General features: G+C 75.1%; 24 protein-coding genes. 7 read left to right on the forward strand and 17 right to left on the reverse strand.

Going from position 1 to position 26,593, the window contains the following annotated elements; translation table 11 throughout:
• The first annotated feature begins 3 nt into the window (after positions 1–3).
• Together ACQEU6_RS04930 and ACQEU6_RS04935 are read left to right on the forward strand one after the other, a co-directional pair.
• Positions 4–1,473, forward strand: coding sequence for a dihydroorotase (locus tag ACQEU6_RS04930; protein ID WP_499329397.1), 1,470 nt, complete (start codon positions 4–6; stop codon positions 1,471–1,473).
• Between the two features lie 22 nt (positions 1,474–1,495).
• Entirely contained in the window at positions 1,496–2,272 is a 777-nt protein-coding gene (locus ACQEU6_RS04935; protein WP_499329398.1) for an IclR family transcriptional regulator, read from the forward strand.
• Here ACQEU6_RS04935 and ACQEU6_RS04940 read toward each other — a convergent pair.
• Entirely contained in the window at positions 2,269–2,997 is a 729-nt protein-coding gene (locus tag ACQEU6_RS04940) for a phosphodiesterase (protein WP_499329399.1), read from the reverse strand. The genes ACQEU6_RS04935 and ACQEU6_RS04940 overlap by 4 nt on opposite strands.
• Before the next feature lie 46 nt (positions 2,998–3,043).
• On the opposite strand from ACQEU6_RS04940, the gene pdxR reads away from it, so the two are divergent.
• The 3 genes from pdxR (at position 3,044) to ACQEU6_RS04955 (ending at position 5,604) form a co-directional block, all read left to right on the forward strand.
• Complete coding sequence (gene pdxR, locus ACQEU6_RS04945; protein ID WP_499329400.1) at positions 3,044–4,432, forward strand: MocR-like pyridoxine biosynthesis transcription factor PdxR; 1,389 nt, start codon at positions 3,044–3,046, stop codon at positions 4,430–4,432.
• Between the two features lie 143 nt (positions 4,433–4,575).
• The gene (locus ACQEU6_RS04950) at positions 4,576–5,121 is read left to right on the forward strand and encodes an AAA family ATPase (protein ID WP_499329401.1); all 546 of its coding nucleotides are present in this window, start codon (positions 4,576–4,578) and stop codon (positions 5,119–5,121) included.
• A 111-nt stretch (positions 5,122–5,232) separates the two neighbouring features.
• Positions 5,233–5,604: a VOC family protein gene (locus tag ACQEU6_RS04955; protein ID WP_499340089.1), complete on the forward strand. Its 372-nt coding sequence runs from the start codon at positions 5,233–5,235 to the stop codon at positions 5,602–5,604.
• Positions 5,605–5,619: 15 nt separating this feature from the next.
• Here ACQEU6_RS04955 and ACQEU6_RS04960 read toward each other — a convergent pair whose 3' ends face one another.
• From ACQEU6_RS04960 to ACQEU6_RS04975, 4 genes are all read right to left on the reverse strand, one after another.
• Positions 5,620–5,832 carry a hypothetical protein gene (locus ACQEU6_RS04960; protein ID WP_499329402.1) on the reverse strand — a complete coding sequence of 71 codons (213 nt, stop codon included), beginning with the start codon at positions 5,830–5,832 and terminating at the stop codon, positions 5,620–5,622.
• Between the two features lie 90 nt (positions 5,833–5,922).
• Positions 5,923–6,597 (reverse strand): response regulator, encoded by a 675-nt coding sequence (locus ACQEU6_RS04965; protein ID WP_499329403.1) that lies wholly within the window; start codon positions 6,595–6,597, stop codon positions 5,923–5,925.
• A 73-nt stretch (positions 6,598–6,670) separates the two neighbouring features.
• Positions 6,671–7,726 carry a sensor histidine kinase gene (locus tag ACQEU6_RS04970; protein ID WP_499329404.1) on the reverse strand — a complete coding sequence of 352 codons (1,056 nt, stop codon included), beginning with the start codon at positions 7,724–7,726 and terminating at the stop codon, positions 6,671–6,673.
• A 139-nt stretch (positions 7,727–7,865) separates the two neighbouring features.
• Complete coding sequence (locus ACQEU6_RS04975) at positions 7,866–8,321, reverse strand: MarR family winged helix-turn-helix transcriptional regulator (RefSeq protein ID WP_499329405.1); 456 nt, start codon at positions 8,319–8,321, stop codon at positions 7,866–7,868.
• An 82-nt stretch (positions 8,322–8,403) separates the two neighbouring features.
• On the opposite strand from ACQEU6_RS04975, the gene ACQEU6_RS04980 reads away from it, so the two are divergent.
• On the forward strand, positions 8,404–9,909 hold the full coding sequence (locus ACQEU6_RS04980; RefSeq protein WP_499329406.1) for an MDR family MFS transporter: 1,506 nt from the start codon (positions 8,404–8,406) through the stop codon (positions 9,907–9,909).
• Here the strand turns inward: ACQEU6_RS04980 and ACQEU6_RS04985 are convergent.
• The 3 genes from ACQEU6_RS04985 to ACQEU6_RS04995 are packed head-to-tail and all read right to left on the reverse strand — an operon-like array spanning position 9,906 to position 12,203.
• Positions 9,906–10,571, reverse strand: coding sequence for a response regulator transcription factor (locus ACQEU6_RS04985; RefSeq protein ID WP_499329407.1), 666 nt, complete (start codon positions 10,569–10,571; stop codon positions 9,906–9,908). The genes ACQEU6_RS04980 and ACQEU6_RS04985 overlap by 4 nt on opposite strands.
• Positions 10,572–10,591: 20 nt before the next feature.
• Positions 10,592–11,020 carry a pyridoxamine 5'-phosphate oxidase family protein gene (locus tag ACQEU6_RS04990; RefSeq protein ID WP_499329408.1) on the reverse strand — a complete coding sequence of 143 codons (429 nt, stop codon included), beginning with the start codon at positions 11,018–11,020 and terminating at the stop codon, positions 10,592–10,594.
• Complete coding sequence (locus tag ACQEU6_RS04995; protein ID WP_499329409.1) at positions 11,001–12,203, reverse strand: sensor histidine kinase; 1,203 nt, start codon at positions 12,201–12,203, stop codon at positions 11,001–11,003. The genes ACQEU6_RS04990 and ACQEU6_RS04995 overlap by 20 nt, the downstream gene beginning before the upstream one ends.
• Positions 12,204–12,374: 171 nt before the next feature.
• Here ACQEU6_RS04995 and ACQEU6_RS05000 point away from each other — a divergent pair, with 171 nt between their 5' ends.
• Positions 12,375–15,041, forward strand: coding sequence for an alpha/beta fold hydrolase (locus ACQEU6_RS05000; RefSeq protein WP_499329410.1), 2,667 nt, complete (start codon positions 12,375–12,377; stop codon positions 15,039–15,041).
• A 108-nt stretch (positions 15,042–15,149) separates the two neighbouring features.
• On the opposite strand, the gene ACQEU6_RS05005 is transcribed toward ACQEU6_RS05000, so the two are convergent.
• The 9 genes from ACQEU6_RS05005 to tal all read right to left on the reverse strand — a co-directional run bounded on the left by ACQEU6_RS05005 (position 15,150) and on the right by tal (position 26,581).
• The gene (locus ACQEU6_RS05005) at positions 15,150–15,482 is read right to left on the reverse strand and encodes a cupin domain-containing protein (protein WP_499329411.1); all 333 of its coding nucleotides are present in this window, start codon (positions 15,480–15,482) and stop codon (positions 15,150–15,152) included.
• A gap of 43 nt (positions 15,483–15,525) precedes the next feature.
• Positions 15,526–16,731 carry a L,D-transpeptidase gene (locus ACQEU6_RS05010; protein WP_499329412.1) on the reverse strand — a complete coding sequence of 402 codons (1,206 nt, stop codon included), beginning with the start codon at positions 16,729–16,731 and terminating at the stop codon, positions 15,526–15,528.
• Between the two features lie 139 nt (positions 16,732–16,870).
• A complete protein-coding gene (pgl, locus tag ACQEU6_RS05015) occupies positions 16,871–17,638 on the reverse strand; it encodes a 6-phosphogluconolactonase (RefSeq protein ID WP_499329413.1) in 768 nt (255 codons plus the stop codon).
• Complete coding sequence (opcA, locus tag ACQEU6_RS05020; RefSeq protein ID WP_499329414.1) at positions 17,635–18,741, reverse strand: glucose-6-phosphate dehydrogenase assembly protein OpcA; 1,107 nt, start codon at positions 18,739–18,741, stop codon at positions 17,635–17,637. Before opcA ends, pgl begins: the two co-directional genes overlap by 4 nt.
• Positions 18,742–20,268 (reverse strand): glucose-6-phosphate dehydrogenase, encoded by a 1,527-nt coding sequence (zwf, locus tag ACQEU6_RS05025; RefSeq protein WP_499329415.1) that lies wholly within the window; start codon positions 20,266–20,268, stop codon positions 18,742–18,744. It abuts the gene before it with no gap.
• Positions 20,269–20,400: 132 nt separating this feature from the next.
• On the reverse strand, positions 20,401–22,011 hold the full coding sequence (locus ACQEU6_RS05030) for a hypothetical protein (protein ID WP_499329416.1): 1,611 nt from the start codon (positions 22,009–22,011) through the stop codon (positions 20,401–20,403).
• Complete coding sequence (locus ACQEU6_RS05035) at positions 22,008–23,690, reverse strand: phosphoheptose isomerase (protein WP_499329417.1); 1,683 nt, start codon at positions 23,688–23,690, stop codon at positions 22,008–22,010. The genes ACQEU6_RS05030 and ACQEU6_RS05035 overlap by 4 nt, the downstream gene beginning before the upstream one ends.
• 123 nt (positions 23,691–23,813) lie before the next feature.
• Positions 23,814–25,469 (reverse strand): glucose-6-phosphate isomerase, encoded by a 1,656-nt coding sequence (locus ACQEU6_RS05040; RefSeq protein ID WP_499329418.1) that lies wholly within the window; start codon positions 25,467–25,469, stop codon positions 23,814–23,816.
• Positions 25,466–26,581, reverse strand: coding sequence for a transaldolase (gene tal, locus ACQEU6_RS05045; RefSeq protein ID WP_499329419.1), 1,116 nt, complete (start codon positions 26,579–26,581; stop codon positions 25,466–25,468). Before tal ends, ACQEU6_RS05040 begins: the two co-directional genes overlap by 4 nt.
• Positions 26,582–26,593: the final 12 nt, after the last annotated feature.

Consider the following 26,593-nt stretch of genomic DNA (forward strand, 5'->3'; position numbering starts at 1 on the left):
ACCATGGCGACGACCGAGCTGCTGCTGAAGAACGTGCGGGTGGTCCGCCCCGACGCCCCCGACGGCACCGAGCCCGAGCCCCTGGACATCGCCGTGAACGACGGCGCCGTCGCGCGGGTCGCGCCCGGGCTGCCGGACGACGACGCCGCCACCGTGATCGACGGCCGAGGGCGGCTCGCCTTCCCCGGCGTCGTGGACGCCCACCAGCACTGGGGCATCTACAACGAGCTCGCCGCCGACACCCGCACCGAGAGCCGCGCCGCCGCGCAGGGCGGCGTCACCACCGCCCTGACCTACATGCGCACCGGCCAGTACTACCTGAACAAGGGAGGGCCGTACCGCGAGTTCTTCCCCGAGGTGCTCAGCGCGGCCCGGGGCAACGCCTACGTCGACTACGCCTTCCACCTCGCGCCGATGATGGCGCGGCACATCGAGGAGATCCCGTACCTGGTCGAGGAGCACGGCGTCACCTCGTTCAAGGTCTTCATGTTCTACGGCAGCCACGGCCTGCACGGGCGCTCCTCCAGCCAGAGCGACTTCCTCATGACGCCCCCGGAGGAGCGCTACGACGTGGCGCACTTCGAGTTCGTCATGCGCGGCGTCCAGAAGGCCCGCGAGCAGCTCGCCGAGTACGCGCCGCACATCTCCCTGTCGCTGCACTGCGAGACCGCCGAGATCATGACCGCGTACACCCGGATGGTGGAGCGCGACGGGTCGCTGACCGGCCTGCGCGCCTACAGCGCGTCCCGCCCCCCGCACTCGGAGGGCCTCGCCGTCACCATCGCGTCCTACCTCGCGCACGAGACGGGCCTGCCCAACATCAACCTGCTGCACCTGTCGTCGGAGAAGGCGCTGTCGGCCGCGCTGACCATGGCCGGCGCCTTCCCGCACATCGACTTCCGCCGCGAGGTCACCATCGGGCACCTGCTCGCCGACGTCGACACCGCGCACGGCCTGGGCGGCAAGGTCAACCCGCCGCTGCGCGAGCGCTCCGACGTCGAGGCGCTGTGGCGGCACGTCCTCGCCGGCGAGGTCGACTGGGTCGTCAGCGACCACGCCTGCTGCCGGGACGAGATGAAGTTCGGCGCCGACCGCGACGACGTCTTCCTCGCCAAGTCCGGCTTCGGCGGCGCCGAGTACCTGCTGCCCGGCCTCGTCGGCGAGGGCCTCAAGCGCGGCCTGTCCCTCCAGCGCGTCGCCCGGCTGACGTCATGGAACCCCGCCCGGCGCTACGGACTGCTCAACAAGGGCGCCATCGCCGAGGGGTACGACGCCGACATCGCCCTGGTCGACCCGGACGTGTCCTGGACGGTCCGCGCCGCCGACTCCGAGTCGACGCAGGAGTACACGCCGTTCGAGGGCTTCGCCATGACCGCGCGGGTCACCGACACCTTCGTGCGGGGCCGCCGCGTCTACGCCGACGGCGAGATCACCGGCGCACCCGAGGGCCGCTACCTTCACCGCGGCCGCTGACCCCGTTCCCTAGGATCGTCCAGTGACCAACCAGACCGCCGCTCCGGCCCCGGGGGGAACCGAGGTCGCCGGGCGCGTCGCCGACGTGCTCCTGCTGTTCGCAGGCGGGCCCGAATACCTCGGCGTCACCGCCATCGGCCGCGAGCTCGGCATCTCCAAGGCCGTCGTGTACCGCATCCTGCAGTCGCTCGTGTCGCGGGAGATGCTGGAGGCGGGCACGTCCGGCTACCGGCTCGGGCCCGCCGCCGTCGCCCTCGGCGTGAGCGCCCTGCGGCGCTTCAACGTCCGCAACGCCGCCGCGCCGGTGCTGCGCCGGCTGCGGGACGAGACCGGCGAGACGACCACACTGTCGGGGCTCGTCGGCGACGAGCGGGTCTACCTCGACCAGTTCGAGAGCACCCGCGAGGTCAAGATGACCGTCGAGGTCGGTCGGCGGTTCCCGCTGCACGCGGGCTCCTCGGGCCGGGTGATCCTCGCGTTCCTGCCCGAGGAGCGGCGCGAGGCCGTGCTGGCCCGCCCGCTGGCGGCGCTGACCGACCGGACCGTCACCGGCGGGGCGGCGCTGCGCGCCGGGCTCGCCGAGACGGCCCGGGAGGGCGTCGGCGTCTCCTTCGGCGAGCGGCAGGCCGACGCCGGGTCCGTCGCCGCGCCGCTGTTCGGCCCCGACGGCGAGGTCCACGGCTCCATCAGCGTGTGCGGGCCCCGGCACCGCTTCACCCCCGAGGCCGTCGAGCGGTACCGGGCGCTGGTCCGCGACGCCGCCGAGGAGATCACCCGGACCTGGACCGCGCACCGCTAGAAGGTGCGGTAGTGCGTGCTCAGGCGGCCCTCGTCGTCCAGGACGTGGAAGGCGGCGCCCGGGGGAGCGTCCAGGTCGGCGACGCCGCCCTCCTGCCACGGCAGCCGGAGGGTGGACACGACGCCGGGCGCCACGAGCAGGGGCCGTCCCGCGAAGGTCGTGGCCGCCGCCGTGTGGGCGTGCCCGCACAGCACCGCCACGACCTGCGGGTGGCGCAGCACCACCTCGGCCAGGCGCCGCTCCCCGAACTGGCGTATCCCGTCCACGCAGGGGATCTGGAGCCTCGCGGGCGGGTGGTGGAAGCACACGAACGCCGGTGCGTCCGGGGCCGCCGAGAGCCGCCGGTCGAGCCACCCGATCGTCTCGTCGTCGAGCCGCCCGTGGTCCTCGCCGGGGACGGTCGAGTCGCACATCAGGAACGTGGCCCCGCCGATCTCGTGGACGCGGTTGACCGGGCCCGCGCCCGGCGGCTCGTCCAGCAGGACCTCCCGGTACGGGCCGCGCCTGTCGTGGTTGCCGGGGCAGGCCAGCACCGGATGCGGCGACGCGAGGACCTTGCGGGCCTGCTCGTACTCGGCGCGCTCGCCGTGGTCGGCGATGTCCCCGGTGACGAGGACGGCGTCGACCGGCACGCCGTTCAGGTGGTCCATGACGCGGGCCGCGCGTCCGGCCCGGTCCTCGCCGCCGTCCAGATGGGTGTCGCTGAGCTGCGCGAAAACAATCATGCCGCGAATCTAGGCGCCGACCGGACCAGTATTAAGATCCAGTCACATGCGCAGAGAATGGGCCGGTTCGGTGGACCTGCATCTGGACGTCGACCGCCTCGGCGGCCGCCGCGCCGGACTCGAACGCGCCCTCCGCGAAGCCGTCAGGTCACGGCGGCTGGCCCCCGGCGACGTCGTCCCCTCGACCCGCGCGCTGGCCGCCGAGCTGGGCCTGGCGCGCGGGACGGTCAGCGCCGCCTACGACCAGCTGGCGGCGGAGGGCTACCTCGCGGCGGTCCCGGGCGGGCGGACGCGGGTCGCGGCCGGTCCCGCGCCGGCGCCCCCGCCGCCGGAGCCGGAGTCCGCCCGGGCGCCGGCACACGACCTGCTGCCCGGGCGGCCCGACCTGAGCACGTTCCCCGCCGCGGCGTGGCTGCGCTCGACCCGCCGCGTGCTGGCGTCCGCCCCGCCCGACGTGCACGCGCTCGGCGACCCGCGCGGGCGCCGCGAACTGCGCGAGTCGCTGGCCGGATACCTGGGCCGGGCCCGGGGCGTGCACGCCGACCCGGCCCGGATCGTGGTCACCTCCGGCTACGCCCAGTCCCTCGGCCTGCTCGCCTCCGTGCTGCGGGACCTCGGGACGGAGTCGGTCGCGATGGAGGAGCCGGGGCATCCCTTCCACCGCGCGATCGTCCGGCGCGCCGGGCTCTCCGTCGTCCCGCTGCCGGTGGACGACCGGGGAGCGCGCCCGGGTCCGCCCGGCCGGGCGGGCGCCGCCGTGCTCACACCGGCGCACCAGTACCCGACCGGCGCGACCCTTCCCCCGGACCGCCGCCGCGCCTTCGCCGCCTGGGCCCGGGACGCCGACGGCATGATCGTCGAGGACGACTACGACGGCGAGTTCCGCTACGACCGCCAGCCGGTCGGGGCGCTGCAGGGCACGGCGCCCGACCGCGTCGTGTACGGCGGCACCGCGTCCAAGACCCTGGCCCCGGCGCTGCGCCTGGCCTGGCTGGTCCTGCCCGCGCACCTGGTCGAGCCCTTCGCCGAGGCCAAGCGCCTCGCCGACGCCCACACCCCGTCGCTCTCCCAGCTCGTCCTCGCCGACCTCATCGCCTCCCACGCCTACGACCGGCACGTCCGCGCCGCCCGCCTGCGCTACCGGCGCCGCCGCGACCTCCTGGTCGGGACGCTGCGCGACCGCGTCCCGCGGGTCCGGGTCCACGGGGTCGCCGCCGGGCTGCACGCCCTGGTGCTGCTTCCCGACGGCGGGCGGGATGAGGGCGAGGTCATGCGCCGCGCCGCGTTCCATGACCTCGCCCTCATGCCTCTGCGCGACCACTGGCAGGACCCCGGCGAACGCCCGCAGGGCCTCGTGGTCGGTTACAGCACCCCCGTCGGCGCCGCCTACCCGGCCGCTCTGAACGCCCTCTGCGCCGTGCTCGCCCAGGCGTGATATCCCCAAGGGCGACAGATCGGCCACTCACCGTGGAGGGCGGCCCTGCCGGCGTCCCCGCGCCCCGCCTGTGGCCCACGGTCGCCGTCCTCCCTGACCCGGCCCGGTGAGGGGCGCCCGCCGCCCGCCCCTAGGGTGATCACATGCCCAGCAGCGTCCTCGTCCTGACAGGCCCTCCCGGAGCGGGCAAGTCGACGGTCGCGGGCCGGATCGCCCGCCGCCGGCGGAAGGCCGTCCACCTGCACACCGACGATTTCTGGCACGGCATCGTGGCCGGTGCGATCCCGCCGTACGAGCCGGCGTCGCGCGCCCAGAACGAGACCGTCATGGAGGTGATCGCCGGCGCGGCGTTCACCTACGCGAGCGGGGGCTTCGTCACCGTCGTCGACGGGATCGTCGGCCCGTGGATGCTCGGCCATTTCCGCGAGCAGGCGCGCCTGCGCCCCTCCGTGCCCTTCCACTACGCGGTCCTGCGCCCGCGCCGCGACGTCGCGCTCGCCCGGGCCCAGGCCCGGACCGAGCCCGGCGCGCTGGTGGACCGCAGCCCGATCCTGGCGATGTGGGACCAGTTCGCCGACCTCGGCGAGTTGGAGCGCCACGTGCTCGACACCTCGGACGAGGACGTCGCCGGGACCGAGGAGCGGGTCGCGGAGGCCCTCGCCTCAGGCCGCCTGCGGTTGCGCCTCTAGGAGCGGCGCCCGGAACCGGGCCGGCCCGACGGTACTCCGCTCGACGACCGGTACGGGTCTCTGCCACGGTGGGGGGCAGATATTCGATCTTCGTAGGACGTGGGGGCGACCGTGGCGTGCCGGATCAGTGAACTGGTGCTCGACTGCCGCGACCCGGAGAGGCTCGCGGAGTTCTGGTGCGAGGCGCTCGGGTTCGTGGTGCTGGACAGGGACGGCGACGACATCGAGATCGGCCCGCCGGAGGGGTTCGGCGGGCTCCACCCGACGCTGATCCTCAGCCGCAGCGAGGAGCCGAAGAACGGCAAGCTGCGCCTGCACTTCGACGTGAACGCCACGGACCGTGACCAGGACGCCGAACTGGAGCGGCTCCTGGCCGCGGGGGCGCGGCCGGTGGACGTCGGGCAGACCGGGGAGGAGAGCTGGGTCCCCCTGGCCGACCCCGAGGGCAACGAGTTCTGCCTGCTCCGCGCCCGCCTCGCCTGACCGCCGGGGCCGGGCTCACCGGCCGGCCCCGAAGCGCGAGCCGGCGACGGCGCCGACGAGCGCGGACAGGACCGGCACGACGATGAAGGCGGCCAGCAGGACGGGAGTGCCGTCGACGTCGAGCGTGCGGTCCAGGACGAAGGTGAAGAACGCTCCCACGGTCTCGGTCAGCAGGAAGCCCGCGGCCCCGCCGACCACGAACCCGATCATGGCGCCGGTGTGGTTCATGGTCCCCAGGATCGGGACGCGGCCGCCCCGGCCGCATCGGCCCGCGGCGGGCATCCGCGCTACACCGCCGGTTGCGGGCCCGCGGCGCGCCTACCTCCCCGGTCGCATCCAGCGCGGGCTGACCATGCCGGACTCGTAGGCGAGGACGACCAGCTGCGAGCGGTCCCGCACGTCCAGCTTGGTCATGATGCGGCTGACGTGGGTCTTGGCGGTGGCGGGGCTGAGGACGAGACGGGCGGCGATCTCGTCGTTGCTGAGCCCGGCCGCGACGAGCAGCATCACCTCACGCTCCCGCACGGTGAGGGAGCCGAGGCGCGGGCCGGGGGCGGGCGCCTGCGCCCGCCCGGCGAACTCGCCGATGAGGCGGCGGGTGACGGACGGCGTGATCAGCGCGTCCCCGCGCGCCGCGACCCGGACCGCCTGGATCAGCTCCGCCGGCTCGGTGTCCTTGAGCAGGAAGCCGGTCGCCCCGGCGCGCAGCGCCCCGTACACGTACTCGTCCAGGTCGAAGGTCGTCAGGATCACCACCTTCACGCCGTCGAGCCGCGGGTCGGTGGTGATCCGGCGGGCGGCCTCCAGACCGTCCATGCCGGGCATCCGCACGTCCAGCAGCGCCACGTCCGGACGCAGCTCGCGGCACGCGGACACCGCCCGGGCGCCGTCCGGGGCCTCGCCGGTGACGGTGATGTCGTCCTCGTCGTCGAGGATGGAGCGGAACCCGGCCCGGACCAGTCCCTGGTCGTCGGCCAGCAGAACCTTGATCATCGTGTGGACGCCTCGTTCCCGTAGGGCAGCCGGGCCCGGACGACGAACCCGCCGCCCGGCCGCGGCCCCGCCGTCAGCTCGCCGCCGAGGGCGCGGGCCCGCTCGCGCATCCCGTCGACGCCGCTGCCCGGACCGGGCGGCGGCGCGGCGGCGCCCGGCCGTCGTCGGCGACCTCGACGAGCAGCGCGCCGGGCCCGCGCTCGACGCTGACGGTGACCTCCGCGGCGGCGGCGTGCCGCGAGACGTTGGTGAGGGACTCCTGGACGATGCGGTAGGCGGCCAGGCCGACCTCGGTGGGCGGGTCCGCCCCGCCGGTGACGCGGCCGTGCACGGTGAGCCCCGCCGACCGGGCCGACCCGATCAGGCCGCCGATCCCGTCCAGGGAGGGCGGAGGCGCGGTCGGCGCCTCCTCGTCGGCCTGCCGCAGCACCCCGAGGGTCGCGCGCAGGTCGCGCAGGGCCTCCCGGCTCGACCCCTTGATGGCGGCGAGGGCCGCCTCGCCCTGCGCCGGGTCGCGGTGGAAGCGGTGCAGCGACGTCCCGGCCTGGACGTTGATCAGCGAGAGGTGGTGCCCCACGACGTCGTGCAGCTCGCGGGCGATGCGCAGCCGCTCCTCGCCCGCGGCGCGCCGCTCGGCCTCGCGCAGGTAGACGAGCCGGCTGTGCCGCACCCATCCGAGCGCGACCACGGCCACCAGCCACCCGGTCAGCATGAACAGCGCCACGCCGTTGACGTCGCGGTTCCCGAGCAGGGTGCCCGCGCCGGTGGCGATCACGGTCAGCGCCGCGAGGACGACCGCGGCCTGGAGCCGGCCCCCGGCCGCGACCGCGTACAGCGCCGCGATGACCGCGATCATCAGCCCGCCGTCGTGCAGGCTGGCGACGTAGTACACGCCGGTGGTCACCAGGACGAGGACCGCGACGGGCACCGGCCGCCGGCGGGCGAAGAACAGCGCCCCGCAGGCCAGGAGGATCAGGGCCCAGTCGGACGCGGTCGCGGACCACGGCTCCTCCCGCGGGCCGACGAGCGACTTCAGGCTGCTGACGGCCACCACGGCGAGCACTCCGCCCGCCAGGGCCGCGTCCCGCGCGCGCCCTGCCGGCGGCAGCGGGACCAGGCGACCACCCATTCCGCCAGCCTAGGCGGCGGCCCGGCCCGGCATCGTCCTCCGCGAGGCCGAGCGCATCGCGCCGGACCCGCAACCGGGGGTGTAGACGGGCGCCGCCCGCCCGCGACCGGGGGAGGACGCGGGGCGCCCGCGCCGGCGGTCAGTCCTCGTAGGTGTGGACGAAGCGGGACAGGAGGCGGGCGAACGCGGAGCGCTCCTCGTCCGTCCAGCCGCTCATGGCACTGGCGAAGTGCTCCTGCCGGGTGCGGCGGGTGGCCTCGACGACGGTCCTGCCCGCGTCGGTGAGCTCCAGGTGGATGCGGCGGCCGTCCTCCTGCGAGGCGACCCGCCGGACGTAGCCCGACTTGACGGCCTCGGCGACGATGCGGCTGCCGCGGGAGGCGTCGACGCCGAGCCGGGCGGCCACCAGGCCGACGCTCATCTCCTCGCCGGGCCGGTCGGGACCCTCGTCCACGATGTCCACGACGTGCAGGACCTGCACGTCCACGGGGAGGTTGTGGTCCCGGATCGCCGCCTTGCCCAGCCGCTGCCGCGACATGCCCCGGCGCAGCCTGACCATGCTCCGCTCGACGGCGTCCAGCGCCTCGTCGCTCATGGCGCCAAGTCTAGATGGATTGCGCGACTCATCTACATGTGCTTAGCATCTACATGTCTTAAGCATAGAAAAGGAGGTCCGCGTGATCGAGACGACCGCGCCGATGACCGACCGGCACCGGCTCCTGGTGTTCGGCGGGCTCATGCTCGCCGGGCTGATGTCCTCGCTGGACGCGACGGTGCTCGGCACCGCGCTGCCGACGATCGTCGGAGACCTCGGCGGGCTCGACCGGCTCGCCTGGGTGTCGACGGCCTACGTGCTGGCCACCAGCGTCACCGTCCCCCTGTCGGGACGGCTCGGGGACCTGTTCGGGCGCCGCCGCGTCCTGCTGACCGGCCTGCTCGGCTTCCTCGCCGCGTCGGCGGCGTGCGGGGCGGCGCCCACCATGACCTGGCTGATCGTGTTCCGCTCCGTCCAGGGCGCGGCGGCCGGCTGCCTGATGAGCTCGATGTTCGCGCTCACCGGGGAGCTGTTCGAGCCGCGCGAGCGCGCCCGCTACCAGGGGTACTCGGCGATCGTCTTCGCCGTCTCCAGCATCGCGGGACCGCTGGCCGGAGGCGTCCTCACCGACCATGCGTCATGGCGGTGGGTGTTCTACCTCAACCTGCCGCTCGGCGTCGCCGCCACCGCGCTGGTCGTGCTGTTCCTGCGGCTGCCGGCGCCCCAGGGCAGGCCGCGGATCGACTACGCCGGGATCGTCCTGCTCGGCGCCGCCGTCACCTGCTTCACCCTGTTCACCAGCTGGGCCGGAACGCGGTACGCGTGGGGCTCGCCCGCCGTCCTGGCGCTGGCGGCCGCCTCGGCCGTGCTGTTCACCGTCTGGGTGCTCGCCGAGCGCACGGCCGCCGAGCCGATCATCCCGCCGCGGCTGTTCCGCGACCGGTCGTTCGGCGCGGCCTGCGCGGTCGCGGCCGTCGGCGGCGCCACCGGGTTCGGGCTCGCCACCTACCTGCCGATGTTCTTCCAGGTCGTCGGGGGAGTGGGCGCGACCAGGTCGGGCCTGCTCCTGCTGCCGATGATGCTCGCCCTGCTGGTGTCGTCCGTGGCGGCGGGGAAGTACATCCACCGCACCGGCCGCTACCACCGGCTGCCGGCGGCGAGCATGGCGGTCAGTGCGGCCGGGATCGCGCTGCTGGCCACCATGGACGCCCGCACGGGCCTCCCCGCCGCGGGCTGCTACATGGCGGTGCTCGGCTTCGGCGCCGGGCTGTCCCAGCAGGTCGTCATGCTGATCGCGCAGCAGGCCGCGCCGCGCCGCGACCTCGGCGCGGCGAGCTCGGGCGTCTTCGCGAGCCGGATGCTCGGCACCGCCGCCGGGATGGCGGTCTTCGGCGCCGTCGTGTCGAACCGGTTCGCCGAGGAGATCGCCTCGCGGGTCCCGGAGGGCCGGGTCCCGGCGTTCGGCGACGCCGTCCGCCCCGAGGTGCTGGAGACCCTCCCGGCGCCGGTCCGCGACGGCGTCGCCGAGGCGTTCGCGGACGCGTTCTCCACCCTGTTCGTCGCGGCGCTGCCCGTCGCCGCGGTGGGCCTGGGGGCCGCGCTGCTGCTCCGCCACGTCCCGCTGGCGCGGCGCGGCCCCGAAGGTTAGTCGTCGAGGGCGGCGTCGTGGACGAGGAGGGCGATCTGGACGCGGTTGTTCAGCTCCAGCTTGGTCAGCAGCCGCGACACGTACGCCTTCACCGTGGCGACGCTGAGCGACAGCTCCCTGCCGATCTCGCCGTTGGTCCGGCCCCGCCCGACGAGCGCGGCCACGGCCCGCTCGCCGTCGCTCAGCCGGGCCAGCAGCTCGCGGGCGCGGGCCCGGCGCGGGTCGGCGCCGCTCTCGGCCACGTACGCCATCATCTTGCGCAGCACCGCGGGCGACATCATCGGCTCGCCGGCCGCGACCTGGCGGATCGCCCGGACGATCTCCGGCGGCGGGGTGTGCTTCAGCAGGAAGCCGCTCGCGCCCGCGCGCATCGCCCGCAGGATGTGGTCGTCGCTGTCGAACGTGGTCAGGATGATGATCTCCGGCGGCTCGCGGCGGCCCCGCAGCAGCGCGGTCGCCGCGAGCCCGTCCAGCCGCGGCATCCGGATGTCCATCAGCACCACGTCGGGCCGGTGCTGGTTCACGGCGGCGACGACCTCGGCGCCGTCGGCGACGTCGGCGACCACCTCCAGGTCGTCGGCGCTCGCCAGCATCATCGACAGGCCGGCCCGGACGAGCGCGTCGTCGTCCACGATCAGGACGCGGACGGGAGGGGAGTCCATCCCGCCACCCTACGGGCGGTTCAGGCGCGGCGCAGGCGGCGCCCGGTGACGCTCGACGCGGCCAGCCGGAACCATGCCTCCCGGTCGCCGCCCGGCCACGGCCGGACCTGCGCCGCCTCGGCCTTCTCCGCCTCGGAGAGGGGGTGCGCGCCGCCGCGCAGCAGCACGCTCCAGCCCTCGTGGTGGGCCTCCTCGAAGCGGTCGACCTCGAAGGCCGCCCGGACCTCCCCGCCGGTCACCGCCGACAGCAGGTTGCGGTTCAGCCGGCCCGACGCCGACGTGCGGAAGATCACCGAATCGCCCTCGACGGCGTAGTTCACCGGGACGACCGTCGGCCCCTCGCCGTCGTCGAACGCCACCCGGCCGATGGTGCCGCCGGCGAGGAGCTTCATGCACTCGGCGCGGTCGAGTTCTTCGAGGACGGGCTCGTCAGAGGAGTTCGCTGCCATGCGTATCTCCTTTCCCACCGGTCCCGGCGCCATGCGCGGCCTGCAGCGGAAGGCGGGCGCGCAGCCGGAACCGCCCGTCGCCGGTGCGGCCGTGCTCCAGGGTCCCGCCGAGCAGCGCCACCCGCTCGGCGAGGCCGACGAGCCCCGTGCCGGAGCCCGGGAGGGGCAGGGCGGGAGGGCCGGGGGGCATCGCGTTCACGATCTCGACGTCCAGGTCGGCGCCCGCGTTCAGGAGCACCCTCACGTCCGCGTCCGGCGCGTGCTTGCGGGCGTTCGTCAGCCCCTCCTGGACGATCCGGTAGGCGTGCCGCCCGACGCGGGACGGGACCAGTCCGGGGTCGGGGACGCTCTGCTCCAGGGTGACGCGGCCCCCGGCCCGCCGCGACTCCTCGACGAGCCCGGGGACGTCCGCGAGCGTCGGCTGCGGGCGCTCGGGATCGGCGCCGGGCGCGTCGTCCCGCAGCACCCCGATCACCTCGCGCAGGTCCTCCATCGCCTCGTAGGCGCTGCGCCGGATGATCCCGGCGGCCTCGCGCTGCCCCTCCGGCGTGCCCGGGCCGAACTCCAGCGCCCCCGCGTGCACGGCCAGCAGCGAGATGCGGTGCGCGAGGACGTCGTGCATCTCGCGGGCGAGCCGCTCGCGCTCCAGCAGCCGGGCCTCCTCGACCCGCAGCCGCTGCTCGGTCTCGGCGGCGCGGGCCCGCTCCTCCAGCGAGGCGATGAGCTGCCGCCGGGACCGCACCAGCATGCCCGTCGTGACGAGGACCGCGTAGATCAGCGCGAAGATGACGCTGCCCTCGAGGAAGTCCTCGCCGGACCCCGCGACCCAGAACAGTCCGATGATCAGCGCCAGGCTGGCGCCCGCGATCGGCAGCGCGATCCGCCAGGGGCGCAGCATCGCCAGCGAGTACATCGCGATCGCCGCCGTGCCGAGCGCCGTCGTCGCCGCCCACTGCGCGAACACCATGACGACCGCGACCGCCACGGGATGGCGCCGCCGGAAGAGCAGGAGGAACACGCAGGTGGCGGCCCCGACCAGCACGTCCTGGCGGACCGCGATCGTCTCGCCGGGGGGCAGGTCCTCCACCGTGCCCTGGAGCAGCACCCAGCCGAGCGCCATCGCGGCGCCGACGGCGCCGAGGTCGCCGAGCCAGTCGCGCCACGATCGTCGCAGGAGGTTCACCCGCCCAACGGTAGCCATGGCGCCCGCGCCGGTCAGCGGCCGCAGGTCGGCGGGGCCATCGACTTTGGTCGCCGGGTGCGCGCCCGCCCCGCCCGCTGGGGCTGTCCCCACCCCGCGGCCGCCCGCTGCCCGCAGTGTGCCCGCGGCCGCGCCCGCCTAGCGTCGAAGACCATGACGACCACACACCCGAGGCGGCGCCGGGCCGCCAGCCGGGCCGCCAGGCGGGCCGTCGCGGTTCTGGCGGCGGGGGCCGCCGTCGCCGCGGCCGCCGCCGTCCCCGCGCCCGCCCGAGCCGAGCCGGCGCCGGCCGGCTGCACCGACCGCACGGCGACGCTGCGGGCCCTGGAACGGATGACCGGGACGCACGGCCTCACCGGAGCCGCCGTGCGCGTCGACGACCCCGCGTGCGGCGCCTGGACGGCCGGCAGCGGGGTGGCCGACCGCCGCACGCAGCGGCCGATGCGGGCGGACCTGCGGGTGCGGATCGCCAGCGTCACCAAGACGTTCACGGCGGTCGCCGTGCTCCAGCTGGCCCGGGAGGGCCGGATCTCGCTGGACGCCCCGGTCGAGCGCTACCTGCCCGGCCTGGTCGACCGGGGCGGCTACGACGGCCGGAAGATCACCGTGCGGAGCCTGCTGCGGCACACCAGCGGCCTGCCCGACCACATGGACACCTTCACGAGCCCGGACGGGTACCGCTTCCGGCACTTCGAGCCCGAGCAGCTGGTGGAGCGGGCGCTGACGCTCCCGCACCCGGGCCCCGGCTGGCACTACTCGACCACCAACTACGTCCTCGCGGGGCTCATCGCGGAGAAGGCGAGCGGGCACAGCCTGGAGGACGAGGTGCGGCGCCGGATCATCCGGCCGCTGCGGCTGAGCGACACCTACTGGCCGGGGGACGGCACGCGGATCAGGGGAGCGCACGCGCGCGGCTACCTGCGCGAGGAGCGCGACGGGACCGTCCGGTGGGAGGACTTCACCGAGATGAACACGACGGTGGCCTGGGCCGGCGGCGCGATGATCTCCAGCCCCCGCGACCTGAACGCCTTCTTCGGCGCGCTGGCGGACGGCCGCCTGCTGCCCCCCGCGATGCTCGCGCAGATGCGGCGGACGGTTCCCGCCGACCCCGACCGCGTGTGGGACGGCGCGGCCTACGGCCTCGGCCTGATCGGGACCCCGCTGCGCTGCGGCGGCACCTGGTGGGGGCACGCCGGCGGCCTCGAAAGCTACATCACCGTCTCGGGCACCGCGCCGTCCGGGCGCCGCGTGACGGTCGCCCTCAACGAGAACCCCTCCACCAAGGAGGCGTTCGACGACCAGATGAGGCTCGTCGAGACGGCCTTCTGCGACGGGGCCGCCGCGCCGGGCGCGGCGCGCGCCGCCGAACCGGCCGCCGCCACGTCGGGGAGGGACGGCCTCGCCCGCTTCTACGACCAGCGGCTGAACTGGAAGGCGTGCACGCTCGGCTCCGGCGACGAGGTCGGCAAGGAGCTCGACGAGGCGGGCGCCCGGTGCGCGGACGTCACCGTCCCGCTCGACTACCGCCGCCCGGAGGGCCGCACCATCACCGTCGCGATCTCCCGGTTGGCGGCGTCCGGCGGCGCCCGCCGCATCGGGACGATGATCCTCAACGGCGGCGGCCCGGGACCGGCCATCGACATGCCGCCCTACATGCGCTCCGTCATGGGGAAGGCCGGCCCGCGCTACGACCTCGTGGGCATGGACCCGCGCTCGCTCGGCCGCAGCGCCCCGGTCGACTGCCACGGGCCCTCGGGGACCTGGATCAGGTCGGCGGGGGAGAGCCGCCGCTCCTTCGACCGGTCCGCGGCGTTCGCCAAGGACCTGGCCGACCGGTGCGCGCGGACGAACGCCGGCGTCCTGCCGCACGTCAGCACGCGCAACATCGCCCGCGACATGGACGTCGTCCGGGGCGCCCTCGGCGAGCGGAAGGTCTCCTACAACGGCGCGTCGTACGGCACCTACCTCGGGTCGGTGTACGCGACGATGTTCCCCGGCCGCCTCGACCGCGTCGTCCTCGACAGCTCGGTCGACCCGGCGCGGTTCGGCCCCCGCCTCCTGGCCGGCACCGAGGGCGCCAACGACCACGCGCTCGGCGCGTGGGCCGACTGGGCGGCGGAGCGCGACGCGACCTACGGCCTCGGCGGCACCCGCGCCGAGGTCCTCGGCACCGTGCGCGGGCTCGTCGAGGCGTCCGCCAAGGCGCCCCTGGTCGTCGGCCGGTACCGCGTGGACGACACGACGCTGCCCGTCGTGCTGTTCGACAACCTCGGCACCGACGAGGAGGAGCCCAGGGCCGTCCTGGCGGAGTCGATGCGCGTCTTCGCCAAGGCCGCGGCGGGGCAGAGCGTCCAGCCGACCAAGGAACTGGACGAGGAACTGGCGTTCCTGCTCACCGGCGCCGAGTCGGTCTACGGGAGCGGGCAGACGGCCATCATCTGCGGGGACGCGGCCGCGCCGCGCGACGCGGCGTTCTACCGCCGCGACATCGAGCGGAACCGGGCGGCGAGCCCGCTGTTCGCGCCGCTGACCCGCAACGTCAACCCGTGCGCGTTCTGGCCGGCGCGGCCGGCCGAGCGGCCGACCGAGGTCGGCGGGCCGCTGCCGGCGCTGATGGTGGCCGCGACCGGCGACACCCGCACCACCTACGCCGACAACCGGGCGCTGCACGGGCTGCTGCGCGGGTCGCGGATGGTCACGCTGGACGCCGACGTCCACGCGCCCTACCAGCGCGGCTATCCGAACACCTGCGTCAGGGACACGGTCAACGACTACCTGTCGACCGGCCGCCTTCCCGCGCGGGACCTCACCTGCGCCTGAGGCGGCGCGCCCTCCCGCCGGAGGCGCCGGGCCGGGCCGACCCGACATCGGGGCGGTCCGGCCCGGCTCGCGCCCCGCACCGTCGGCCGGACCTGTCGGCCGGACCTGTCAGCCGGACTTGGCCACGGTGAGCAGCACCGCGGCGTCCTCCAGCGCCTCCAGGCCGTGCCGCACGTCCGGGACGATCAGCAGGTCGCCGGCGATGCCGTCCCAGGAGTTCTGGCCCGCCACCAGCCGGACCCGCCCCCGCATGACCAGGACCGTCGCCTCACCGGGGCTCTCGTGCTCCGCCAGCGACGTGCCCGCCGTCATGGCGATCAGCGTCTGGCGCAGAACGTGCTCGTGCCCGCCGTACACGGTGTCGGCGCCGCGCCCGGTCGAGGCCGCGGCGGCGCGCTTCATCAGGTCCCGTACCTGTGCGTCCAACGAGAGCTTCTGCATGCCACCAAGTGTGCCAGCGGGGTCGTGGACGGCGCCGGTGACCTCAGGTGAGGGGCGTGCCCATGACCGGCCTGCCGACGGCGCTCCCCTTCAGCCAGCCGTCCCAGGACTTCGCCCACGGCGTCGGCCCGTTCCCGAACTGGAGCCGCCGCGACGTGCCCGTCACCTTCACCACGTCGCCCCGGTTGGTGAAGTCGAAGAACCACTTCGCGTCGCCGGGGGAGGCGTTCACGCACCCGTGGCTGACGTTGTCGTTGCCCTGGGCGTCGGTCGACCACGGCGCCGAGTGGACGAACGTCCCGCTGTAGGTGAGGCGGACGTTCCACTTCGTCGGGATCCGGTACTCGCCGGGGTCGCCGGTGGTGGCCGAGTCCATGACGATGTGCGCCGCCTTCTCCTGCGCGATCATCGTGCCGCTGTAGCTGTCGTGGCCCGGCTTGCCGAGGCTCACCTTCATCGTCCGCACGGTCCTGCCGCCGTCGGTCGCCGTCGCGCGGTGCTTCCTGGCGTCGATGGTGGTGATGTGCCGCGGCCCGACGGTGAAGCCGACACTGCGGTCCTTCATCCCGTACATGCCCTCGCCGGCCTTCAGCCCCGCCAGGTGCGCGACGACCTTCACCTTCTGGCCGGACGGCCAGTAGTCGCGGGGCCGGAAGTCGACCTCCCTGTCGCTCACCCAGTACCAGGCGCCCTCGACCGGCTTGGACATGCGGACCTCAAGCGCCTTCTCCACCGCCGCCTTGCCCGCCTTGGTACCGACCGGTTTGGACAGCAGCAGCTGGACGGGCATGCCGACGCCGACGGTCTCGCCGTCCAGCGGGGACATGCCGCTCTCCAGCTTCTTGCGCGGCGTCAGCGTCGTGAACGTCGACGTCGCGGTGGCCTGCTTGCCGCCGTCCCCGGTCGCCTTGGCCGCGACCGTGTACGTCGTGGACGGCTGGAGCGTCCACGACGACGTCCACGACCTCCCGTCGGCGGCGAGCTTCCCGCCGGCCTTCGCGCCCTTCTTACCGTAGGTGAGGGTCACGCTCGTGAGCTTGCCGTGATCCGCGGTGACGGTGACCGGCTTGTCCGGGGCCGCCTGCCGCGTCCCGTTGGCGGGCGTGACGGCGAGCTTCACCGCGTCCCCGGCCTCGCCGCCGTCACCGCCCTCGCCTCCACCGCCGCCCCCGGAGGAGCAGCCCGCAGCGGCGATCACCACCGCCCCGGCGACCGCCGCACTCACCGTCCCGGTCCGACCCTTGAGCACCTGAGAACTCCTCACGCTCGACGCGGGTTTCCCTCGGTCAGGGTATGCACGGTTTTGCGCAAGGCATGCGGGAGCACCGCTACTGTTCAGTCTTCTCCCAGGTGTACGGGCCTTCCGTCAGGAGGGGTTCACGGGGCGGTCACGCCTTCTCGCCCGGCGGGAGCTCGGAGGCGGCGGCGCGGTCGAGCAGGAACAGGGTCCGGCTCCGGCCGCGGGCCCCGGCGCAGGGGACGTGGAACGGGTCCGCGTCCGGCGCCAGCCCGAGTCCGATGGCCTTCGCCTTGGACTCGCCCGCAGCCAGCAGCCACACCTCGTCCGCCGCCCGCAGGGACGGGAACGTCAGCGAGATCCGGGTCGGGGGCGGCTTCGGGGCGCCCCGCACCGCCGACACGGCGCCCTCGTCGCGCAGCGCCGGCAGCTCCGGGAACAGCGACGCCACGTGCGCGTCGGGGCCGACGCCCAGCATCAGCACGTCGAAGGCCGGGACCGGGCCGCCGCCGGGTCCGGCGGCGGCCCGCAGCTCGGCGGCGTACCGCTCCGCCGCGGCCTCCGGGTCGTCGCCGTCCGGGCCGTCGGCCGCCGGCATCGCGTGCACCCGCGAAGGGTCGAGCGGGACGTGGTCGAGCAGCGCCTCGCGCGCCCCGGTCTCGTTGCGCTCGGGGTCTCCGGCGGGCAGGAAGCGCTCGTCGCCCCACCACACGTCCAGCCGGCCCCAGTCGACCGCGTCCCGGACGCCCGTGGCGGCGAGCGCGGCGAGCACCGCCGTGCCGACGCCGCCGCCGGTGAGCACGACCGACGCCGAACCGCGCGCCGCCTGGGCGTCGGCGATCCGCGTCAGCAGCCGGGCCGCGGCGGCCTCGGCGAGCAGGGCCTGGTCTTCGTGGACCAGGACGGTCCGGGTGGTCACGCGTCCCCCGCCCTGCCGCGCCCCTTGCGCGCCGGCTGCTTGGAGTCCGCCTGCTTGGAAGCGGACGGCTTGGCCTCGGCCTGCTTGGCCTCGGCCTGCTTCGACTCGGCCTGCTTCTTGGCGGCGCCCGTCGCGGCGGCGCCGGAGGTCGCCGACGCCGGCTCGCTCGCCGCGCCCGGCTTCTGCGAACCGCCCGCCAGGTCCTTGGCGAACCGGGCGGCGGCGTCGCGGTAGACCTCGTCGGGGTCGAGGCGCCGCAGCTCCTCGGCCAGCAGCTCCGCCATCGGCCGCCGCATCAGCGCCACCTGCCGGTCGGGCTGGCCGGGGCGGCACAGCGTCGCGACCCGCCCGTCCGGGCGGTCGATCACGAGGTCGCCGCTCGTCGTCGCGAGCCGGACCCCGGTGATGCCGGGGCCCTCGGAGACCGTGCGGTCCACCGGGACGCCGAGCCGGACCGACAGCCACGCCGCCAGCAGCTCCGCGCTCGGGGAGTCCGGCTCGGCCATCACCTCGCCGGCGGTGATCTCGTCGTGCTCCTGGTCGAGGGCGGCGGCCAGCAGCGACCGCCAGGAGGTCAGCCGCGTCCAGGCGAAGTCGGTGTCGCCCGGCCGGTAGCCCTCGGCGAGCTGGGCGAGGGTGCCGAGCCGGTCGCGCGCCGCGTAGGCGTCGGTCACCCGGCGCTGCGCCAGCCGGCCGAGCGGGTCCTTGGCGGGCACCTTCGGCACCTTGCCGCCGGGCCACCACGTCACCACCGGCGTGTCGGGCATCAGCAGCGGCACGACGACGCTGTCGGCGTGCTCGGCGAGCGGCCCGTACATGCGCAGCAGCACCGTCTCGCCGGGGCCGGTCTCGCCCATCCGGATCTCGGCGTCGAGCCGCGAGGAGTTGCCGCGCGGGTCGCGGGAGATGACGGTCAGCACCCGGCAGGGGTGCTCGCGCGCCGCCTCGGTCGCGGCGCGCACCGCATCGTACTGCGCCGACTCGTCCGTCACGATGATCAGTGTGAGCACCATGCCGACGGCCGGGCCGCCCATCAGATGCCGGGACTGCGTCAGCGCGTCCTGGATCTTGCGGGTCGTCGTGCCGGTCAGATCGATGTTCATCTAGAGCCGCCTCCAGGTTCGGCCGTCCCGCGCCATCAGCTCGTCGGCGCTGTCGGGCCCGTAGCCGCCGGACTTGTACTGGTCGAGGCCGCCGCGGCTCGCCCAGTACTCCTCGATCGGGTCGAGGATCTTCCAGGACAGCTCGACCTCCTCCTGCCGGGGGAACAGCGGCGGGTCGCCGATCAGCACGTCCAGCAGCAGCCGCTCGTACGCCTCGGGCGAGGCCTCGGTGAACGACTCGCCGTAGGCGAAGTCCATGTTGACGTCGCGGATCTCCATCGAGGTGCCGGGCACCTTCGAGCCGAACCGGACCGTGATGCCCTCGTCCGGCTGCACCCGCATCACCAGGGCGTTCTGCCCGAGCTCCTCGGTGTCGGTGTGCGAGAACGGCAGGTGCGGCGCCTGCTGGAACACCATCGCCACCTCCGTCACCCGGCGGCTCAGCCGCTTGCCGGTGCGCAGGTAGAACGGGACGCCCGCCCAGCGGCGGTTGTCGATCTCCAGCTTGACCGCGGCGTAGGTCTCGGTGCGCGAGTCGGCGGGGATGCCCTCCTCCTCCAGGTACCCCCGGACGCTCACGCCGCCCTGCCAGCCCGCCGCGTACTGCCCGCGCGCCGTCGACCGGGCCAGGTCGCCCCGCACCCGCACCGCGGAAAGGATCTTGGCCTTCTCGGCGCGGACGGCGTCGGCGCCGAACGACGTCGGCTCCTCCATCGCCGTGAGCGCCAGCAGCTGCAGCAGGTGGTTCTGGATGACGTCGCGGGCGGCGCCTATGCCGTCGTAGTACCCGGCCCGGCCGCCGATCCCGATGTCCTCGGCCATCGTGATCTGCACGTGGTCGACGAAGGAGCGGTTCCAGATCGGCTCGAACATCGTGTTGGCGAACCGCAGGGCCAGGATGTTCTGCACCGTCTCCTTGCCGAGGTAGTGGTCGATCCGGAAGATCGCCTCCTCGGGGAACACGCGGTGCACGGTGTCGTTCAGCTCGACGGCGGTCTTCAGGTCGCGGCCGAAGGGCTTCTCGATGACGACCCGGCGCCACGAGCCCTCCTCGCGGTCGGCGAGGCCGCTGCGCTGCAGCTGCTCGACGACCTCCGGGAAGAACTTCGGGGGGATCGACAGGTAGAAGGCGTAGTTGCCGCCCGTGCCGCGGCTCTCGTCCAGCTCCTTGACCGCCATCGCCAGCGCGTCGAACGCGCCCGGGTCGCTGAACTCGCCGGGGACGAAGTGCATGCCCTCCATCAGGTGCGTCCACACGTCCTCGCGGAACGGGGTCCGCGCGTGGGCCTTGACGGACTCGTAGGCGATCTGGCGGAAGTCCTCGTTCTCCCAGTCGCGGCGCGCGAATCCCACCAGGGAGAAGCCCGGCGGCAGCAGCCCTCGGTTCGCCAGGTCGTAGATCGCCGGGAGGAGCTTCTTGCGCGACAGGTCCCCGGTGACCCCGAACAGCACGAGCACGCACGGCCCGGCCACCCGCGGCAGGCGCTTGTCCCGCGGGTCGCGGAGCGGATTGGCTGTGTTGGTCACGTGGCCCCCTCTGATCGCACTGCGCCTTCTTCGACTACTGCTGCAAGCATCCTGCCCCAACTCGTCTCGCGGGCCCCAACCGGGAACCGCCCCCTGTCCGGCCGCGGTCTCCGGTCCCCGCTGTGTGAGCGCTCATATGTCCCCTCTGGCGGCGTCGAGCAGCCGGGCCAGCCCGGCCCGCCGGTTCTGCAGATGGAGCCGGACCACCGGGCGGCCCGCCGCGCGCGCGTCGCGGGCGTCCCCGAGCGCCCGCGCGAGCTGCAGCATGCCGAGCCCGTGGTGCCGGCCGGGGACCGGCACGTCGCGGACGACGTTCCCGGTCACCAGGAGGTAAACGCCCCCGTCCGGGTGATCATTTCCGCCGGCGGGCGGCCGCGCGCCCCAGTCCACCCGCACCGGCCGCCCGCAGCGGGCGGCGAGCAGCGCGGCGAGCCGGCGCACCTGCGCGCCCTGGCCGCGCGCCTCGTCGGGGTCGAGGCAGGCGACGAGCGCGAGGTGCTCGCCCCGCCCGACCCGGGCGGCCAGCGCGTCCAGCAGCCCGGTGAGCCCGGCCGCGCCGGCCAGCGCCGGGACGGTCGTGTGGGCCTCGACCGCCCGCCCGGGGTCGCCCTCGGCGAACAGCGGCTCGCCGGTGCCGTCGTCCAGCGTCATGGGGGCGGGCCGCCCCACCGCCAGCGGGTCGGCCTCCAGCAGGTAGGACGCCACGGCGGCGGCGTACTCCCACACGACGAGCTGCGCCGCGAGGGGTCCGGCGACCGTGGCGTCGTCCTGGTGCGGGCGGCCGTCGAACGTCAGCAGGAACAGGTCGTCGTCGGGCAGCAGCGGCAGGCCCCCGTCCTGGACGACCGGCGCCAGCCGGCTGCCGGCCGCCTCCCGCAGGAGCAGCGCGGCCCACCCGGCGATCCCCGGCAGCGCCGCCGGGTAGCCGCCGAGCACGGCCGTCCGCCGCCCGGCCCGGGCCGCGCCGCCGAGGATGGCGCCGAGCACGAGCCCCGGGTTGTTCTCCGGCCGCGTCAGCGACGGCAGGACGGCGGTGGCCTCCTCCAGCAGCGCGGCGACGTCGGCGCCCGCGAGCGCGGCGGGCACCAGCGCGTACGGGGACAGCGCGCCGAACGCGGTGGGCGCCGGAGCCTCCACCAGCGGGTGTCCCGCCTCCGCCGCGTGCTTGGCCGCCGCCGCGCGCGGCTCGGCGACCGTGACGAACCGCCGCGCGACCCCGGCGGGGGACAGGCCCTCCTCGCGCAGCGCCTCCGCGAACACCTCGCGCAGCGCCTCGGTCGCCGGGTCGTCGCCGGTCACCACGAACGCCGTCCGGCTCAGCCGCTCCGGGTCCTCGCGGACGCGCAGCGGCGCCCCGGGATCCGGGCCGTCCAGCACCGTCAGGGCGCCGCGGCCGTCCGGCGCGGCGAGCCCGCGGGCGCGGACGATCAGCTCGGCGGCGCGGGCCGGGGCGCCGCCGCCGAGCAGCACCACGTCGGTCAGCCCGTCCTCGCGGGCCCGCTCGCGCAGCTTTTCGGCACGGTCCAGCACCGCGCGGCCGGGACCGGGCTGCCCGGGCCAGCACAGCGGGCGGCCCTCCACCGCGGCGCCGGCGGCCGACGGCCACAGCGAGGCGTCCTCCGAGGCGAGCCGGACCGGCACCTCGTCGATCCACAACCGGCCCATGACCCGCTCGGCGGCCTCCTTCAGCGGACCGCGCGCGGTGATGGCCGTCTCCCCCGAGACGACGGCGGTGAAGCTCACGGCCTGCGCGCCCCCGCCACGGCGCGGACCGCCTCGATCAGCCGCCCCGCGCCGTCCACCGGGTTGCGCAGGTGCAGCCGGATGACCGGCAGCCGCCGCGCGCGCAGCGCCCGCAGCTCCCCGAGGGCGCGGGCGGTCTGCAGCTGCGCCAGGCTGTAGGGCCGTCCGGGGACGGGGTGCGCGGCCAGCGCGTCCCCCGGCGCCGGGTCGCCGGTGATGATCAGGAACGCGCCGTTGCCCGGACCGTCCTTGTGTACCGGGCCCGTCGCGTGCGGGTAGCCGGGCCCCGGACCGTAGGCGACCGGGCGTCCGGACGCGCGGGCCAGCGACGGCGCGAGGTAGCGCCCGGAGAAGTCGCCCGACAGGTACGTCATCACGGCCAGGTAGCCGTCGGACGGCACCGAGGAGACCAGGCCGCCGAGGACCGTCTGCAACTCGGCGCCGGGCGGCCACGGGAAGTCGGCGTGCACCTCGATGTCGTCCTCGACGTACACCGGCCGCTCCGCCGTGAGCGACCCGCCCGCGACCGTGCGCAGCAGCGTGGCGGCGTCGTCCTCGGCCTCCTGGACGACCGCGCTGCCCGCCTCGAAGGGGTTCACGCCGAGCAGCCACCCGGCGACCGCCGTCGCGTACTCCCACAGCAGGAACTGCGCCCCGAGCGGCGCCCACACCGAGGTGTCGGACTCGTCCTGCGCCGCCGAGCGCGGATTGACCGAGACGCCGTGCACGTCGGGGAAGTCGCCCCGCCCGCCGGGCGGCTCGAAGGCCAGCACGCCGCGCCCCCGCTTGCCGGTGCCGACCGCGAGCAGCTGGGAGATCCACGCGCTCAGCGCGCCCGGCCCGCCCGGCTCGCGCAGCAGCACCTTGTCGCGGGCGACGCCGCCCGGTCCCTGCTGCGCGCAGCCGCCGATGACGGCGCCGAGCAGCAGCCCCGGGTTGTCCTCGTCCTTGGACAGCGACGGCACCAGCGACGCCGCCTCCTCCAGCAGCCGGTCGGCGTCCGCGCCGGCCAGCACGGCCGGGACGAGCCCGTAGGCGGACAGGGCGCCGTAGTGGCCGGGCAGGTAGGGGTCGGTCAGCCCGATGCGGTAACCGCACTGGCGGGCGAAGTCGTGCAGCGGGCTGCCGTGGTCGGTGATGACGAGGAACCGGCTCGCGATCTCCCGCTCCGACATGCCCCGCTCCCGGAACGCGGCCGCGAAGATCCGGCGGTAGGCGTCGCCCTCCAGGGACACGCCCGCCTTGCTGGCCAGCACGACCAGCGTGCGGTCGAGCCGCTCCATCGCGAACGCGAGCGCGGCGGTGTCGCCGCCGTCCAGGACGGTCAGCTCGCCGGACGGCCGCCCGTCCGCGCCGCCGGCCCCCGCCGGCGCGGACGCCTGCGCCTCCACGACGGCCTGCGCGGCGAGGCTCTCCGCGCCGACGCCGATCAGCACGACGTGGTCGAGGCCCGAGTACCGCGCCTCCGACACCAGGCCGTCCACCTGGTTCAGCAGTCCGCGGGAGGCGAAGGGCAGGTCGAGCCAGCCCAGCCGGCTGTGGTCCACCGCCCGCCGCCCCCACAGCTGGGGGTCCTTGGCGGCCAGCGCGCCGGGGACGCCGCAGCTCACGAGGTAGTCCCGCGCCTGCAGCGCCGAGTCCAGCACGTCACCGCGCGTGAGTACGTCGAATCCTGACACCGTTCCCTCCCGGCCCCCATCGTTTCAGGAGAGAAAGGGCATCCGCACCATCTCCGTCGATCTTCTTGGTCGCGTCCCGGATCCGGCCGGTCGCAATGAGTCGACGCGGCCGGACCCGGTCGCTCAGCCCAGCGCCGCGGCGAGCCCGTCGAGGCCCTCGGCCCGGTCGCGCAGGTGGATCCGGAAGGCCGGACGGCCGAGCGAGCGCAGCACCCGCAGGTCGCCGAACGCCTGCGCGAGTTGCAGCTCGCCCAGGCTGTAGGGCTTGCCCGGGACCGGGACGTCGCCGGTGACGGCACCCGTGACCTGGAGGAACGTCCCGTTCGCCGGGCCGCCCTTGTGGTACTGCCCGGCCGCGTGCAGGCAGCGCGGCCCCCAGCCGAACGTGACGGGGGCGGGGTGCCTGCGGACCTTCGCGCCCCGCGCGGCCAGCAGCGCCCGCACCTCCGCCGCCGCGGCGTCCCCGGACCTGTCCAGGTAGGCCAGGAGCGCGAGGTAGCCGCCGTCCTGGACGTCCTCCAGCAGGACGTCCAGCGCCTCGGTGAGGGTTTGCGCGCCCCGCAGCGCGTCCTCGGGGGCGTGCACCTCGACGGCGCCCTCGACCAGCTCCGGCGGCCGGTGCACCACCGTCGGGGCGGCGCCCTCCTCCGAACGCAGCAGAGCCGCCGTGCTCTCCCGCGACTCGGCGACGTCGGGCTCGGCGAACGGGTCGACCCCGATCACGCGGCAGGCCACCGCGACCGCGTACTCCCACAGCAGGAACTGCGCGCCGAGCGGCCCCGCGACGCTCACGCCCGCCTCGCGCCCGGGGCCCGGCTCGTCCGGGCGGCGGCCGAGGATGACGCGCCGCAGATCTCTGGTCAGCTCGAAGCCGGGCGCGTCGACGCCCTCCACCACGACCGGGAGCAGGCCCTTGCCGTCCTTGCCCATCGCCCCGGCGACCAGCTGCTCCGCCCACGCGGCGAAGCCGTCCAGGCCGGAGCCGAGGTCGGCGATCACCAGCTTGTCGCGGGCGCCGAGCGCCGAGGAGGCGAGCGCCGCGCCGAGCGCCAGCGCGGGGTTGTCGTAGGGCTGCCGCAGCGCCGCCGCGAGCCGGGCCGCCTCGTCCAGCAGGACCTCGACGTCCACGCCCGCGAGCGCCGCCGGGACCAGCGCCCGGGCGCCGAGCGCGCCGAACCGGCCGTCGACGTCGGGCTCGGCCGGGACGAGACGGTGCCCGACCTCGCCGGCCGCCCGGTGGAGGGCGGAGCCCTCCTCGGCCACGACGACGAACCGGCGCGCCAGCTCGTCGCCCTTCAGCCCGGCCTCGGAGAAGGCGCGCCCGAAGACGCGCCGGAGCGACTCGGCCTCGACGCCCTCGTCCGCCACGACGACGAGCGTCCGGTCCAGGCCGCCGGCCAGGACGGCGGACACCTCGTGCGGGTCGGTGGTGTCGAGGACGGTCAGGTCCGCGCCCGCCGTCCGGCAGATCGCGTCCGCGGCCAGCGCCGGGCCCCCGGACGCGGCCAGCACGATCCGGTCGAGCCCGGCGGAGCGGACCTCGCCCACCAGGCCCGACAGCCGGTCGCTCAGGTACCGCGAGGTCTCCGGCAGGCCCAGCCAGCCGAGCCTGCGGGCGGCCAGCGGGGCCGCGTCGGGCCCCCACAGCTTGGCGTTGCGGGACGCCAGCGAGCCCGGCACGCCGTCGGAGACGAGACGGTCCAGGACCGTCTCGCTCTCGTCGACGACGGCGCCGCGGATGGTGACCGAGATCCCCCCGGCGGTCACCACCGAGGTCACGCGCCGGCCTTCTTGGACTCCAGCTCGCCGGTGATGGTGTCGAGGAGCTCCTTCCAGGACGCCTCGAACTTCTCGACGCCCTCCTCCTCCAGCACCCGGACGACGTCGTCGTAGCCGACGCCGGCCTCCTTCAGCGCCGCCATGTGCGCGCGGGCGTCGTCGTAGGCGCCCCGGACGGTGTCGCCGCGGACCTGGCCGTGGTCGGCCTCGGCCTCCAGCGTCGCCTCCGGCATCGTGTTGACGGTGCCCGGCGCGACCAGCTCGTCCACGTACAGCGTGTCGTTGAGGTCGGGGTCCTTCACGCCGGTCGAGGCCCACAGCGGCCGCTGGGGGCGGGCCCCGGCGTCCTTGAGCGCCTTCCAGCGGTCGGTGCCGAACTTCTCCTCGTACAGCGCGTAGGCGAGCCGGGCGTTCGCGAGGCCCGCCTTGGAGCGCAGCGCCTTCGCCTCGTCCGAGCCGATCTTGTCGAGCCGCTTGTCGATCTCGGTGTCCACCCGGCTGACGAAGAACGAGGCCACCGAGGCGATCTTCGACAGGTCGTGGCCGTTCTCCCGGGCCTTCTCCAGCCCGGCGAAGAACGCGTCGACGACCTTGCCGTAGCGCTCCAGCGAGAAGATCAGCGTCACGTTCACGCTGATGCCCTCGGCCAGCACCGCCGTGATCGCCGGCAGGCCCTGCTCCGTCGCGGGGATCTTGATCAGCAGGTTGGGCCGGTCCACCATCCACCACAGCGCCCGCGCCTCGGCGACCGTGCGGCGGGTGTCGCGGGCCAACCGCGGGTCGACCTCGATCGACACGCGGCCGTCCAGGCCCTCCGTCCGGTCGTAGACCGGGCGCAGCACGTCGCAGCCCCACCGGATGTCGAAGGTGGTGATCGCGCGGGACGCCTCCTCGACGTCGACGCCGCGCACCGCGAGGTCGCGGACCTGGTCGTCGTAGGCGTCGCCCTTGCTCAGCGCCTTCGCGAAGATCGTCGGATTGGACGTGACGCCGACGACCTGCCTGTCCTTGACCAGCTCCGCCAGGCCGCCGGTGCGCAACCGCTCGCGGCTGATGTCGTCCAGCCAGATCGACACGCCCTCGCCCGAGAGCTTCTTCAGTATCTCGCTCATCGCTTTCTCCTC

It is taken from the genome of Spirillospora sp. CA-108201 (genome assembly GCF_050936235.1).
Taxonomy (GTDB): domain Bacteria; phylum Actinomycetota; class Actinomycetes; order Streptosporangiales; family Streptosporangiaceae; genus Spirillospora.